Genomic DNA, 13,720 nt, shown 5'->3' on the forward strand with positions numbered 1-13,720 from the left:
CCCTGATCTTGCCCAGCAGCGCGATCCTATCGACGCCGGCCCGCCGCCCCGGCCCACCGGGTCGTGCTCAGACGTTGCGCCGGTACTGTCCGCCGGCCTCGAACAGGGCGTCGGTGATCTGGCCGAGCGAGCAGTGCCTGGCCGCCTCCATCAGCACCTCGAAGGCGTTCCCGTCGGACATGGCGGCCTCGCGCAGCCGGGCGAGCTGGGCGGACGCCTCGGAGCGGTGCCGCTCGTGGAAGGCGCGCAGCCGGTCGAGCTGCGACTGCTTCTCCTCCTCCGTGCCCCTCGCGAGCTCCAGCTTGTGCGGGTCGGCGTCGTCGGAGTGCGCGGGGTTGCGGAAGGTGTTGACCCCGATGATGGGCAGCGAGCCGTCGTGCTTGCGCGTCTCGTACAGCATCGACTCGTCCTGGATGCGGCCGCGCTGGTAGCCGGTCTCCATCGCGCCGAGCACGCCGCCGCGGTCCGACAGCCGCTCGAACTCGGCCAGCACCGCCTCCTCGACCAGGTCGGTCAGCTCCTCGATGATGAACGCGCCCTGCAGCGGGTTCTCGTTCTTGGCCAGGCCCCACTCGCGGTTGATGATGAGCTGGATGGCCATGGCCCGGCGCACCGAGTCGGCCGAGGGCGTGGTGACGGCCTCGTCGTAGGCGTTGGTGTGCAGGCTGTTGCAGTTGTCGTAAATGGCGATGAGCGCCTGCAGCGTGGTGCGGATGTCGTTGAAGTGCATCTCCTGGGCGTGCAGCGAGCGCCCAGAGGTCTGGATGTGGTACTTCAGCTTCTGCGAGCGCTCCCCCGCGCCGTAGCGCTCGCGCATGGCGACCGCCCAGATGCGGCGGGCCACCCGGCCGAGCACGCTGTACTCGGGGTCCATGCCGTTGGAGAAGAAGAACGACAGGTTGGGCGCGAAGTCGTCCACCTTCATGCCCCTGGCCAGGTACGCCTCCACGTACGTGAACCCGTTGGCCAGCGTGAACGCGAGCTGGCTGATCGGGTTGGCCCCCGCCTCGGCGATGTGGTAGCCGGAGATGGAGACCGAGTAGAAGTTCCTGACCCCGTGCTGGATGAACCACTCCTGGATGTCGGCCATCATCCGCAGCGAGAACTCGGTGGAGAAGATGCAGGTGTTCTGCCCCTGGTCCTCCTTGAGGATGTCGGCCTGCACGGTGCCCCTGACGGTGGCCAGCGTGCGGGCGCACAGCTCGCGGTCCTCCTGCTCGCCGGGGTCGCGGCCGTGCTCGGCGCGGAAGCGGTCCCTCGCCTGGTCGACGGCGGCGTTGAGGTAGAAGGCCAGGATCGTCGGGGCGGGCCCGTTGATCGTCATCGACACCGACGTGTTGGGCGCCGCCAGGTCGAAGCCGTCGTAGAGGACCTTCATGTCGTCGAGCGTGGCGATGGAGACGCCGGAGGTGCCGACCTTGCCGTAGATGTCGGGCCTGGGGTCGGGGTCGTGGCCGTACAGGGTGACGGAGTCGAACGCGGTGGACAGCCGGGTCGCGGGCTGGCCCTCCGAGAGGAGCTTGAAGCGCCTGTTGGTGCGGAACGGGTCGCCCTCGCCGGCGAACATCCTCGTCGGATCCTCGTCGTCGCGCTTGAACGGGAACACCCCGGCGGTGAACGGGAACATGCCGGGCAGGTTCTCGCTCCGCAGGAACCGCAGCAGGTCGCCGTGGTCGGTGTAGCGGGGCAGCGCGACCCTGGGGATGCGGTTGCCGGAGAGCGTCTCGCGCCACAGCGGCGTGCGGATCTCGCGGTCGCGGATCCTCACCACCAGCTCGTCGGCGCGGTAGCGCTCCTTGAGCGCGGGCCAGGCGTCGAGCAGCGCGCGGCTCTCGTCGCTCAGCTCCCGCTCGGCCTGCTCGGTCAGCTCGGCGAGCCGCGCCGGCTCCGTGCCCTCCCCTGTGCCCTCCCCCAGCAGGTCGCGTACGGCGGCCAGTTGCTGCCTGCGCCTGGCCACCTCCGCCTGGGCCAGCGTCTCGGCGTGGTAGCCGCGCACGGTCTCGGCGATCTCGGCCAGGTAGCGGGCCCTCGCGGGCGGCACGATGGCCGCCGACACCTTCGACGTCCGCCCCTCGACCGGCGCCAGCAGCCCAGGACCCGTCGTGCCGGTGAACAGCAGCGGCTTGAGGTGGTGGTAGAGGGCGGTGACGCCGCTGTCGTTGTAGCGGGCGGCGATGGTGCCGAAGACCGGCATGTCCTCGGGTGCGACGCCGAACGCCTCGCGGTTGCGTACGAGCTGGCGGCGCACGTCGCGCAGGGCGTCCTCGGCGCCGCGCCGCTCGTACTTGTTGATCACCACGGCCTCGGCGAAGTCGAGCATGTCGATCTTCTCCAGCTGCGAGGCCGCGCCGAACTCGGGCGTCATGACGTAGATCGGCACGTCCACGTGCGGCACGATGCCCGCGTCGCCCTGGCCGATGCCGGGCGTCTCGACGATCACCAGGTCGTAGCCGGCGGCCCGGCAGGCGGCGATGACGTCGTCGAGGCAGGCGGGCACCTCGTTGGGCGCGCCCCTGGTGGCCAGGGAGCGGAAGTAGGTCTGCGGGCTCAGGCTGTTCATCCTGATGCGGTCGCCGAGCAGCGCGCCGCCGCCGCGCCTGCGGGTGGGGTCGATGGCGATGACGGCGATGCGCAGCTTGTCGTCGTGGTCCACGCGGAAGCGTCTGACCAGCTCGTCGGTGAGCGAGGACTTGCCCGAGCCGCCCGTACCGGTGATGCCGAGGACGGGCGCGCGCCGGTCGGTGGCGTTCTTCAAGCCGTCCAGCAGGTCGGCGGGGGCTCTGCCGCCCTCGATGAGGGTGATCGCGCGGGCCAGCGCCGCCTGGTCGCCGGCAAGCACGGCCTCGGCGGGGGGCGGGTCGCCCAGCTCGACGTCGCACTCCTGGACGAGCTGGTTGATCATGCCGGGCAGGCCGTAGCGCTGGCCGTCCTCGGGCGAGAAGATGCGCGCCACGCCACGCGAGTGCAGCAGCTCGATCTCCTCGGGGACGATCACGCCTCCGCCGCCGCCGTACACCTTGACGTGGCCCGCACCGCGCTCGCGCAGCAGGTCGACCAGGTAGCTGAAGAACTCGACGTGCCCGCCCTGGTAGGAGCTGATCGCCACGCCCTGGACGTCCTCCTGGATGGCGGCCGTGACGATCTCGTCGACCGAGCGGTTGTGCCCGAGATGGATGACCTCGGCTCCCTGGGACTGGAGGATGCGCCGCATGATGTTGATCGCCGCGTCGTGCCCGTCGAACAGGGCCGCGGCGGTCACGAAGCGGACGGGGTGTACCGGGACGTGCACGCCTGATCACTCCTTCGTGGAGGCTTCACTTACGAAGATACTAGGACGTCCTACTATTTCCCAAGGGACTCCGGGGTAGGGGCCGTGGCGAGGAGGTGAGGCGATGCGCGCGCTCACGTTCGTGCCGGGCGGCAAGGGCACGCTGGAGGTGCGGGAGGTGCCCGACCCCGAGCCGCGCCAGGGCGAGCTGCTCGTCCAGGGGCTCGCCCTGGGGATCTGCGGGACCGACAGGGAGCTGGAGCAGGGCGACTACGGCTGGCCGCCACCCGGCGAGGAGCGACTGATCATCGGGCACGAGTCGCTCGGCCGGGTGCTGCGGGCCCCCGACGGCTCCGCGTTCTCGCCCGGCGACCTGGTGGTGGGCGTCGTCCGCCGGCCCGACCCCGAGCCGTGCGGCGCGTGCCGGCGCGGCGAGTTCGACATGTGCCGCAACGGCCGCTACACCGAGCGGGGCATCAAGGAGCTGGACGGCTTCGGCAGCGAGCGGTGGACGATCGAGGCCGCCTACGCCGTCCGCGTCGATCCCGCGCTGGACACCCTCGGCGTGCTGGTGGAGCCCGCCTCCGTGGTCGCCAAGGCATGGGAGCAGATCGAGCGCATCGGCGCCAGGGCGTGGTTCGAGCCGCGCACGCTGCTGGTGACGGGCGCCGGGCCGATCGGGCTGCTGGCGGCGCTGTTCGGCCGGCAGCGCGGGCTGGAGACGCACGTGCTCGACCGGTCACCGCCGGGGCTCAAGTCGAGCCTCGTGGAGGAGCTGGGAGGCATCTACCACTCGTCCTCGACGCTGGAGGACTTCCAGCAGGCCAAGCCGGACATCATCATCGAGTGCACGGGCGCGGGGCAGCTCGTCATCGACTCGCTCACGACCACCGCGGCGGTGGGCATCGTGTGCCTGTGCGGGCTGGCTCCCGGCGGGCGGGCGCACCGCGTGGACGCGGGCGTCATCAACCGGGACATCGTGCTGGAGAACGACGTGGTCTTCGGAACGGTCAACGCGAACCTGCGGCACTTCCGCGCGGCGGCCGAGGCGCTGGCGCGGGCCGACCGGGGGTGGCTGGAGCGGCTCATCACCCGGCGGGTGCCGCTGACGCGGGCGCTGGAGGCGTTCGAGCCGGCCAAGGACGTCAAGGCGGTGATCGACCTGACGGCCTAGCCCTCGTCGTACGGCCTGCGCCGTCTCGGGGCGTGCTCGGCGGCGGCGGAACCGGAACCGGCGGGCACCCGCGGACGCGCGGGACGCGCGGGCGCCGCGCCCTGCGCCTTGGCGGGCTGGGGCCGGGCGGGCTGGGAAGGAGCGGGCCTGGGTTGCGGCCTGGCGGGCTTGCGCTCGGCGCCCTTGGCGGCTCCCTCGCCCGCGAACGGGTTCCTGGGAGACGGGACGCGCTGGATGTCAGGGGCGCTGGAAGGGCGGCCTCCGAGCCACGGCCACGCGAGGCGGCGATGCGTGCCGCGGCGGCGGGTGACGCGCAGCGAGAGGATGATCGTCGTCAGCACCATCACGGCCAGTAACGCGGGCGGCGTGCCTAAGACGTCGAAGGGCGAGCCGTGCCCGGTCTGCGTCCGCGGCGGCGAGACGAAGGGCTGCTCGGTCGAGCGGATCTCCTCCTCGTCGGCCTTGGCCTTGACCAGGCGCGGGATGCCGTAGCCCACGACCTTGTCGGTCTCTCTGGTCTTGCGTTTGAGCCAGACGCGATCGACGTTCGCCTCGATGGTGTGGATCTTCTTGCCGGCCACCCGCTCGACGACGCCGACGTGGTCGATGCCCTTGTAGCTCTTGCCGCCGCGCCAGTCGAAGAAGACCAGCGCGCCCGGCTCAGGACGCTGGCTCCACGCGTCCTTCTGGATGAACCAGGCCGCGTGGGAGGGCGTCCAGGCGAACTCCCCGACGTAGTCGGAGACGCCGGCCTTGTCCGCGGCCCAGGCGAGGAACATGTCGCACCACGGCGCGTCGCGGTATTGGGTGTCCTGGACACGATCGGCGTACCACTGACCGAACTTGGTGAACTGGCCGCTCTTCTCCTTGTATCCGAGTTCCTGTCGCACCGTCTTCAGCAGCTTGTCGGCGATCGGGTCCAGCGTGACTCCTCCAAGAAAACCGGCGAATCACGATGGACTGTAGTAGCGCCATCGAGAATGCGCGCGGGTCACCTCGAAAGTGTCACCCTATGAGCCGAAATTTCGGTTGTGTTACTGCTGATGCTGATGAGACGGGCTACTACGTGATTTAGGAGCCGGCGCCCACACGGTAGACGGTCACGTCCCCCGCGCCCGGCGCCACGACGTCGGCCACGATCACGGTGACGTTGTCGGGCGAGCCGCCCTCGTTGGCGAGGTCGATGAGCCGCTGGACGGCCGCCGCCGGGTCTGCCACATTGGTCAGCACCTCGTGCAGGACCTCGGGCCCGAGCACGGTCGTGAGCCCGTCGGAGCAGAGGAGGTAGCGGTCATCAGGCTCGGCTTCGCGCAGCGCCATGTCGGGCTCCGCCCGTCCCTCGCTGCCCAACACGCGCAGCACCATCGACCGCCGGGGGTGCACGGCGGCCTGGTCCTCCGTGATGCGCCCTTCGTCCACCATCGACTGCACAAGTGTGTGATCCTTGGTCATCTGGTAGAGAGCGCCATCGCGAAGCAGATATCCGCGGGAGTCACCGAGATGAGCCAGGGCGAAGCGGTAGCCGTCCCAGAGCATGGCGGTCACCGTGGTCCCCATCCCCCTGCGAGCGGGGTCGATGTCGGCCAGCTCGACCAGCCTGCGTGCCGCCTCGTGCACGGCGCCCTCCAGGGCCGCCTCGAGGTCGGCGCCCGTCTCGGGAAGCGTGGCATCCAGCTCGCGCATGACGGCGATCGCCGCCGAGCTCGCCAGCTCGCCGGCCGCGTGTCCACCCATCCCGTCAGCCACCACGAGCAACCGGCCGCTCGCGTAGCCAGAATCCTCGTTCTGCTCCCTGCGGCGGCCCACATCTGATCCGGCGGCATAGCGGATGTTGTGCTTCATACCCTGCAGTAAATCATTGGTTGAAAGACTTCACAAGCAGATGCGCTGAAGACTCGTTGTGAACTACTGTGGGCTCCATGAGCCACGACCCGACCGTCAACGCCGGGGACATCGCCCGGCTCGCCGGCGTCGGGCGGGCCGCGGTGAGCAACTGGCGCCGTCGCCACGACGACTTCCCCCAGCCCATCGGCGGCACCGCCAACCAGCCGCTGTTCTCGCTGCGGCAGGTCGAGTCATGGCTGCGTCGCTATGGGAAGTCCTACCAGGTCTCCCTGGGAGATCGGGCGTGGCAACGCCTGAAAGCCGCCGGAGATTTGCGGCTGGGCGAGCTGGTGGCCCGCGCGGGAGCGCTGCTGACCGGCGCGGCCCACGCCGCCGGCGACGGCCGGACTGACGCCCCCGGCCAGGAAACCGCAGGTCATCCGGGGGCGCTCGATCCCGAGCTGACCGGGCTCATCCTGGAGCTGGGTAAGGAGCTGGGGCCGCTGCGTGCGTACGAGTTCCTCTGCGAGCGTTATCTCGAGGCCCACTCGCGCCAGCTCTCGGTCACCCGCGACGACGTCGCCGCGCTCATGGTCCGGCTGGCCGGCGCCGACGGCGCCACCGTGCTCGACCCCGCGTGCGGCGTCGGCACGCTGCTGCTGGCCTCCAGCCGCGCGGGCCGCATCCTCGGCCAGGAGCTCAGCGAGACCTCCGCCGCCATCGCCGCCTCCCGGCTGCGGCTGCGCGGCGTCGAGGCCACGATCGTGGCCGGCGACTCCATGCGGCGCGACGGCTTCGCCGGCGAGCGCGCCGACGCGGTGGTGTGCGACCCGCCGTTCAACGAGCGGGCCTGGGGCTATGAGGAGCTGACCGGCGACCCCCGCTGGGAGTACGGCCTGCCGCCCAGGGGCGAGCCCGAGCTGGCCTGGGTTCAGCACTGCCTCACCCACGTCAAGCCGCGCGGCCTGGTGGCCATCCTGATGCCGCCGGCCGCCGCCAGCCGCAAGGCGGGCCGCCGCATCAGGGCCAACCTGCTGCGCGCGGGCGCCCTGCGGGCCGTCGTGGCGCTGCCCGGCAGCGACCTGTGGCTGTTGCGCCGCCCGGCCGCCGGTGAGCGCCCGCCGTCGGAGGTGCTGATCCTCGACGCCACAGCCGACCTGTCGGCGGTGGAGCCGGCCTGGCAGGCGTACGTGGAGGACCGTTCCGACCAGACCGTCCGCATCATCGACCTGCTGGCCGACGAGGTCGACATGACCCCGGCCAGGCACCAGCGGCGCGACGACGTGGGCCGGGCCTTCGCCGAGGCCCGCGACCGCTTCCTGGCCGCCACGGCGGTCCCGCCGGACCTGAAGGTGCTGGAGCAGCCGCTCGACCAGCCCGCCACGACGCTCGGCGACCTCATCAAGGAGGGCCTGGTCACCACCTCGCAGGCGCCGCCCAAGATGGCCGCCGACGGGGGCGACATCCCGGTGCTGACCTCCGACGACCTGCTCAACGGCGGCTCGCCGTCCGGCTCGACCACGATGCAGCAGGGCCTGGTGCCGATCAGGGCGGGCGACGTCGTGGCCTCCTACTCCGCCGTCCGCGTGATCGCCGACGGCGGGGCGGTGCTCGGACCGCACCTGACGCTCTATCGCGTGGACGGGCGCCGGCTCGACCCCGACTTCCTCGCCGGGTTCCTGCGGGCCGCGGGCGGGCGGGTGACGACCGGCTCCAGCAGGTTCGACGTGCGCCGCGCCCGGCTGCCCCGGCTGTCGCTGAAGGAGCAGAAGGCGTACGGCGCGGCGTTCCGTCAGCTGGCCGTGCTGGAGGACGCCATCCGCGAGACCTCGACGCTGGGGCAGACGCTGATCCGGCTGGGCCTCGACGGCCTCGCCGACGGCCACCTGCACCCGCAGTCCTGACGGTGTAGTTTTCTCCGGAAGGCTGCGGGAGAGGGGGTTTATGGTCATCGGTGACCGCTACGAGCTCGACGACCTCCCTCTCGGGCAAGGCGGCATGGGCGCCGTCTACGCGGGCCATGACCGCCACCTCGACCGCAGGGTGGCGGTGAAGCTGCTGCGCCTGCCCAGCGGCCCCGATCACGAGCTGGAGCGCCGCTTCATCAGGGAGGCGCGGATCCTCGCCAGGCTGGAGCATCCCGGCGCTCCCGTGCTGTACGACTTCGGCACCCACGAGCAGCGGCTCTACCAGGTGATGCAGTTCATCGAGGGCGTCACCGTGGCCGATCTGGTGCACGAGCACGGGCCGCTGCCGGTGCCGTGGGCGGCGGCGATCGCGGCGCAGGCGTGCGCGGTGCTGTCGGCGGCCCACGCGCTGTCGATCTGCCATCGCGACCTCAAGCCGACCAACCTCATGCTCTGCCCCGACGGCAGCGTGAAGGTGCTGGACTTCGGCCTGGCGATGCTCAGGGAGTCCGACGTGACGACGTTCACCAGGATCGGGCAGATCCTGGGCACGCCGGCGTACATGGCGCCCGAGCAGATCCAGCACGGCGTCACCGAGCCGCGCAGCGACCTCTACTCCCTCGGCTGCGTGCTGCACGAGATGCTCTCGGGACGACAGCTCTTCACCGGGCCGACCGACTACGTCGTCTTCGAGAAGCAGGTCAAGGAGCGCCCGCCGGACATCCCCGGGCTGCCCGAGCCGCTGGGCGCGCTGCTGGCGCAGCTGCTGGAGAAGCAGCCCGCCGACCGCCCCGCCGACGCCGACGAGCTGTACGAGCGCCTCGACCCCTTCGCGGTGGCGCTGCCCATGCTGCCCGGCTTCCTCACCACGGCGCCGAGCCCCGGCCGCATGTACGCCCGCATGGCCGGCCGCGCGCTCACCGGCTGAACCGGTTCCTCTTCCGCACCACCTCGGGAAACAGCGTCTGAACACGTGAGATCGCGCTCTCACGGATAACGCATTCGTTATGTAACTCCCGTTGACAGAGCCCTGTGAGCACCGCGAATCTTCTGAGAGAGCGCTCTCTCACCCACCCCCTTTGCAAGAGACCCAGGAGGGTTTCGATGGCCCCTCGCATCCATCGGCTCGGCCTGCCCCTGCTCACCGCGTCCGTCCTCGCCCTGGCGACGGCCTGTGGCGGAGGCGGCGACGGCACCGCGGCCGAGTCGAGCGCCAAGCCCGGCGAGAAGATCAAGCTGACCGTCGACCTGTTCGGCGACTTCGGCTTCCAGCCGCTCTACGAGGAATACAAGAAGACGCACCCGAACATCGAGATCGTCGAGAACGTCACCCAGTTCAACGACCACCACAGCAACCTGGTCAAGCGGCTGGCGACCAACGCGGGCGCGGGAGACGTCGCCGCGGTCGAGGTCGGCTACATCAGCACCTTCACCGCCCAGCCCGGCAAGTTCGTCGACCTCAAGCAGTACGGCCTCGACAAGCGCCAGCCGGAGTACCTCGACTGGAAGTGGCAGCAGGGCCTGTCCAAGGACGGCTCGCAGGTCCTCGGCCTCGGCACCGACGTCGGCGGCCTGGCCATGTGCTACCGCAAGGACCTGTTCAAGAAGGCCGGGCTGCCCGACGACCGCGAGAAGGTCTCGGCGCTCTGGCCGACCTGGGAGGAGTACATCGCGACCGGCAAGAAGTTCGCCGCGGCGAACGTGGCCGGCGCCAAGTTCGTGGACTCGCCGGGTGAGATCTTCCGTGCGATGGTCAACCAGGCCCCCGTCGGCCTGTACGACGACCAGGACACCATCATCGTCGAGTCCAACCCCGACGTGAAGAAGGCCTGGGACCTGTCGAACCGGATCACCCAGGAGGGCCTGACCGCCAAGCTGGCCGCCTTCTCCCCGCCGTGGAACACCGGCTTCGCCAAGGGCTCGTTCGCCACGATCATCTGCCCGGCCTGGATGACCGGCTTCATCCAGGAGCAGGCCAAGGACTCGGCCGGCAAGTGGGACATCGCGGCGGTGCCGGGCGGTTCGGGCAACAGCGGCGGCTCGCACCTCATGGTGCCGAAGCAGAGCAAGCACCCGAAGGAGGCGGCCGAGCTGATCGACTTCCTCACCTCCAAGGAGAACCAGGCCAAGGTCTTCAAGGAGGAGGGCACGTTCCCCTCGATCCCCTCGCTGTACGACGACCCGTCGATCCAGACCTTCACCAAGCCGTTCTTCGGTGACGCCCCCATCGGCAAGATCTACTCCGACGCCGCCAAGGCGCTCAAGCCGCAGCACCTCGGCCCGAAGGAGGCCGACGTGCGCACCGCCATCGGCAACGGGCTCGGCCGCGTCGAGCAGGGCAAGCAGACGCCGGACGAGGCGTGGGCGCAGGTGCTCGAGGACGTCAAGAAGATCAAATGAGCTCCCTTCCTCTCGCGGTCACGCAGAGGCGTAGGCGCAGCGTGCGGCACACCCTCGACGTGAGGGTGTCGCCGTACGCCTACGTGGCCCCCTTCTTCCTGCTGTTCTGCGCCTTCGGGCTCTTCCCGCTGGTCTACACGGCCTGGGTGAGCCTGCACGAGTGGACGTTGCTGTCGGAGACGCAGGAGTTCATCGGCCTCGGCAACTATTCGACGCTGCTGGCCGACTCCTACTTCTGGAACGCCACCTTCAACACCCTGTCCATCGGGATCCTGTCCACCGTGCCGCAGCTCGCGCTGGCCATCTGGCTCGCGCACCTGCTGAACCGGCGGCTGCGGTTGCAGACGTTGTTCAGGGTCGCGCTGCTGCTGCCGAACGTCACCAGCGTGGTCGCGGTGGTCGTGATCTTCAGCCAGCTTTTCGGCCGCGACTTCGGCATGATCAACTGGATCCTGTCCTGGTTCGGGGTCGGCCAGATCGACTGGGCGGCGGGCACGGCCAGCTCGCACGTCGCACTCTCGGTGATGATCATGTGGCGCTGGACCGGGTACAACGCGCTGATCTTCCTCGCGGCCATGCAGGCCGTACCGCGCGATCTGTACGAGGCCGCCACCCTCGACGGCGCGAGCAGCTTCACCCAGCTCCGCCGCATCACCATCCCCATGATCCGGCCGACGATCATCTTCGTGGTCATCGTCTCGACGATCGGCGCGATGCAGATCATCGCCGAGCCGATGCTGTTCGGGCAGAGCAGCGGCGGCGGTGGCGGCATCGCCACGGGCGGGCCCGACCGGCAGTTCCAGACGCTGGCGCTGTTCGTCTACGAGCAGGGCTTCGCGAACGCGACGTTCGACTTCGGGTACGCCTCCGCGGCCTCCTGGCTGATGTTCGTGGCCGTGGTGGTCGTCGCCGGCATCAACTTCCTCCTCACCCGTCGCGTGAAGGGCGGTCTGCTGTGAGGCTGCGTTACCTGACCCTGATCGCGGTGGCCTTCTTCTCTGCCTTCCCGCTCTACTACAGCGTCGTGGTGGCCTCCCGGCACAACTCGGCGCTGGCCGAGGTGCCGCCGCCGCTGCTGCCCGGCGGCAACTTCTTCGCCAACGTGGCGCGCGTCTTCGACACCGTGCCGTTCGGGCTGGCGCTGCTCAACTCGGTGATCGTGGCCGGCTCGATCTCGATCGCGGTGATGTTCTTCTCGACGCTGGCCGGGTTCGCCTTCGCCAAGCTGAGTTTCAGGGGCAGGAACATCATGCTGGTGATCACGGTCGCGACCATGATGGTCCCGGCGCAGCTCGGCATCATCCCGCTCTACATGCTCATGGTGAAGCTGGAGTGGACCGGCACGAACTACGCGCTCATCGTGCCCGCGCTGGTCAACGCGTTCGGCGTGTTCTTCATGACGCAGTACCTCCAGCGCGCCCTGCCCACCGAGCTGCTGGAGGCCGGGCGGGTGGACGGCTGCACGACGTGGCGGCTGTTCTGGCACGTCGTGCTGCCCACCGCGCGGCCGGCGGCGGCGGTGCTGGGCATGCTGACGTTCATGTCGGCCTGGAACGACTACTTCTGGCCGCTGGTCGTGCTCACCCCGGACAACCCGACCGTCCAGGTGGCGCTGTCGACCCTGGCCAGCGGTTACGTCAACGACTATGTGCTCGGCCTGGCGGGCACCGCGATCGGCACGCTGCCGCTCGTGGCGGTCTTCGCCCTGTTCGGCAAGCAAATCATCGGCGGAATCATGCAAGGAGCTGTTAAGGGATGATCTTTCCCGAGGACTTCGTCTGGGGAGCCGCCACGGCCTCCTATCAGATCGAGGGGGCGGTCAAGGAGGACGGACGGGGCCAGTCGATCTGGGACATCTTCTCCCACACCCCCGGGAAGGTGGCCGACGGCGACACCGGCGACGTGGCCTGCGATCACTATCACCGCTATCGCGACGACATCGCCCTGATGCGCGAGCTGCGGCTGGCGGCCTACCGGTTCTCGGTGGCCTGGCCGCGCATCCAGCCCGACGGCGAGGGCGAGATCAACCCGCGCGGCCTGGCCTTCTACGACAGGCTCGTGGACGAGCTGCTCACCTCCGGCATTTCGCCTTATGTCACGCTTTATCACTGGGATCTCCCCCAAGCCCTGGAGGACCGGGGCGGCTGGACGAACCGCGACACCGCGTACCGGTTCGCCGACTACGCCCAGGCCGTCCACGACAAGCTCGGCGACCGCGTCACCGACTGGGCCACGCTCAACGAGCCCTGGGTGGCCGCGTTCCTCGGCTACGGCAACGGCGTGCACGCCCCGGGCCGCCGCGATCCTGGCGAGGCGCTGCGCTCGGCCCACCACCTGCTGCTCGGCCACGGCCTCGCGGCCAGGCGGCTGCGCGAGTCCGGCGCGGGCAGCATCATGCTCGTCGTCAACTCCGCGCCCGTGCTCACCCCGGCCCAGGTCAACGACCCGTCGGCGGTGGCGGGCGAGGCCGACGCGGCGGCGGCCCGGCGCATCCACGCGCTGCTGACCCGGCAGTTCCTCGACCCGGCGGTGTACGGGACGTACCCGGAGGAGGTGCTCGCGGCGGCGGAGCGCAACGGCGGCACCGCGCACATCCAGGACGGCGACCTGAAGCTGATCAACGCGCCGCTCGACCTGATCGGCATCAACTACTACAACCCGTGCGTCGTGGAGGCGGGCCCCGGGCTGCCGGCCGACGCCGCCTGGCCGGGCTCGGAGGGCGTCAGGTTCGCCCCCGCCGACGCGCCCACCACCGCCATGGGCTGGCCGATCGTCCCCGACGGCCTGTCCCGCCTGCTGGTCCGGCTCTCCAAGGACTATCCGCAGGTCGGCCTCATGGTCACCGAGAACGGCGCGGCCTTCGACGACGTCGTCGAGGACGGCAGGGTGCACGACGACGACCGGGTGGCGTACCTGGACGGGCACCTGCGCGAGGTGCACCGGGCCATCGAGGCGGGCGCCGACCTGCGCGGATACCTGGTGTGGTCGCTGCTCGACAACTTCGAGTGGGCCGAGGGCTACCGGCGGCGCTTCGGCATCGTGCACGTGGACTACGCGACGCAGGAGCGGATGCCCAAGGACAGCGCGCTCTGGTACAGGGACGTCATCGTCAGGAACGGCCTGTAGATTTTTACCGTGCTCTCCCTT

The 13,720-nt window shown here is 70.0% G+C and carries 10 protein-coding genes; 7 read left to right on the plus strand and 3 right to left on the minus strand.

The window, feature by feature from the left end:
• Positions 1-67: 67 nt before the first annotated feature.
• A complete protein-coding gene (gene icmF, locus AB0K28_RS36540) occupies positions 68-3,289 on the minus strand; it encodes a fused isobutyryl-CoA mutase/GTPase IcmF (RefSeq protein WP_364378963.1) in 3,222 nt (1,073 codons plus the stop codon).
• A 103-nt stretch (positions 3,290-3,392) separates the two neighbouring features.
• Here icmF and AB0K28_RS36545 point away from each other — a divergent pair, with 103 nt between their 5' ends.
• Positions 3,393-4,442 carry a glucose 1-dehydrogenase gene (locus tag AB0K28_RS36545; RefSeq protein WP_345397381.1) on the plus strand — a complete coding sequence of 350 codons (1,050 nt, stop codon included), beginning with the start codon at positions 3,393-3,395 and terminating at the stop codon, positions 4,440-4,442.
• On the opposite strand, the gene AB0K28_RS36550 is transcribed toward AB0K28_RS36545, so the two are convergent.
• Together AB0K28_RS36550 and AB0K28_RS36555 are read right to left on the minus strand one after the other, a co-directional pair.
• A complete protein-coding gene (locus tag AB0K28_RS36550) occupies positions 4,439-5,332 on the minus strand; it encodes a CHAP domain-containing protein (protein ID WP_364378967.1) in 894 nt (297 codons plus the stop codon). The genes AB0K28_RS36545 and AB0K28_RS36550 overlap by 4 nt on opposite strands.
• A gap of 181 nt (positions 5,333-5,513) precedes the next feature.
• Entirely contained in the window at positions 5,514-6,284 is a 771-nt protein-coding gene (locus AB0K28_RS36555; protein WP_355411898.1) for a protein phosphatase 2C domain-containing protein, read from the minus strand.
• A gap of 77 nt (positions 6,285-6,361) precedes the next feature.
• Between AB0K28_RS36555 and AB0K28_RS36560 the strand changes: the two genes are divergently transcribed.
• From AB0K28_RS36560 to AB0K28_RS36585, 6 genes are all read left to right on the plus strand, one after another.
• Positions 6,362-8,170 carry an N-6 DNA methylase gene (locus AB0K28_RS36560; protein WP_364378971.1) on the plus strand — a complete coding sequence of 603 codons (1,809 nt, stop codon included), beginning with the start codon at positions 6,362-6,364 and terminating at the stop codon, positions 8,168-8,170.
• 40 nt (positions 8,171-8,210) lie between these two features.
• A complete protein-coding gene (locus tag AB0K28_RS36565; RefSeq protein ID WP_345397369.1) occupies positions 8,211-9,101 on the plus strand; it encodes a serine/threonine-protein kinase in 891 nt (296 codons plus the stop codon).
• A 176-nt stretch (positions 9,102-9,277) separates the two neighbouring features.
• The gene (locus AB0K28_RS36570) at positions 9,278-10,573 is read left to right on the plus strand and encodes an ABC transporter substrate-binding protein (protein WP_364378974.1); all 1,296 of its coding nucleotides are present in this window, start codon (positions 9,278-9,280) and stop codon (positions 10,571-10,573) included.
• On the plus strand, positions 10,570-11,532 hold the full coding sequence (locus AB0K28_RS36575) for a sugar ABC transporter permease (RefSeq protein ID WP_364378977.1): 963 nt from the start codon (positions 10,570-10,572) through the stop codon (positions 11,530-11,532). The genes AB0K28_RS36570 and AB0K28_RS36575 overlap by 4 nt, the downstream gene beginning before the upstream one ends.
• Positions 11,529-12,332: a carbohydrate ABC transporter permease gene (locus tag AB0K28_RS36580; protein ID WP_345397360.1), complete on the plus strand. Its 804-nt coding sequence runs from the start codon at positions 11,529-11,531 to the stop codon at positions 12,330-12,332. The genes AB0K28_RS36575 and AB0K28_RS36580 overlap by 4 nt, the downstream gene beginning before the upstream one ends.
• Positions 12,329-13,699: a GH1 family beta-glucosidase gene (locus AB0K28_RS36585; protein ID WP_364378982.1), complete on the plus strand. Its 1,371-nt coding sequence runs from the start codon at positions 12,329-12,331 to the stop codon at positions 13,697-13,699. Before AB0K28_RS36580 ends, AB0K28_RS36585 begins: the two co-directional genes overlap by 4 nt.
• The last annotated feature ends 21 nt before the right edge of the window (positions 13,700-13,720 follow it).

Origin of the sequence: Nonomuraea sp. NPDC049504, from assembly GCF_040676845.1 — a bacterium.
GTDB lineage: Bacteria > Actinomycetota > Actinomycetes > Streptosporangiales > Streptosporangiaceae > Nonomuraea > Nonomuraea salmonea.

What these genes read in the sequence shown, in the direction of transcription:
- AB0K28_RS36545 (WP_345397381.1), top strand. Translation starts at nt 3,393, where the DNA reads ATGCGCGCGCTCACGTTCGTGCCGGGCGGCAAGGGCACGCTGGAGGTG.
- AB0K28_RS36560 (WP_364378971.1), top strand. Translation starts at nt 6,362, where the DNA reads ATGAGCCACGACCCGACCGTCAACGCCGGGGACATCGCCCGGCTCGCC.
- AB0K28_RS36555 (WP_355411898.1), bottom strand. Translation starts at nt 6,284, where the DNA reads ATGAAGCACAACATCCGCTATGCCGCCGGATCAGATGTGGGCCGCCGC.
- AB0K28_RS36565 (WP_345397369.1), top strand. Translation starts at nt 8,211, where the DNA reads ATGGTCATCGGTGACCGCTACGAGCTCGACGACCTCCCTCTCGGGCAA.
- AB0K28_RS36570 (WP_364378974.1), top strand. Translation starts at nt 9,278, where the DNA reads ATGGCCCCTCGCATCCATCGGCTCGGCCTGCCCCTGCTCACCGCGTCC.
- AB0K28_RS36575 (WP_364378977.1), top strand. Translation starts at nt 10,570, where the DNA reads ATGAGCTCCCTTCCTCTCGCGGTCACGCAGAGGCGTAGGCGCAGCGTG.
- AB0K28_RS36585 (WP_364378982.1), top strand. Translation starts at nt 12,329, where the DNA reads ATGATCTTTCCCGAGGACTTCGTCTGGGGAGCCGCCACGGCCTCCTAT.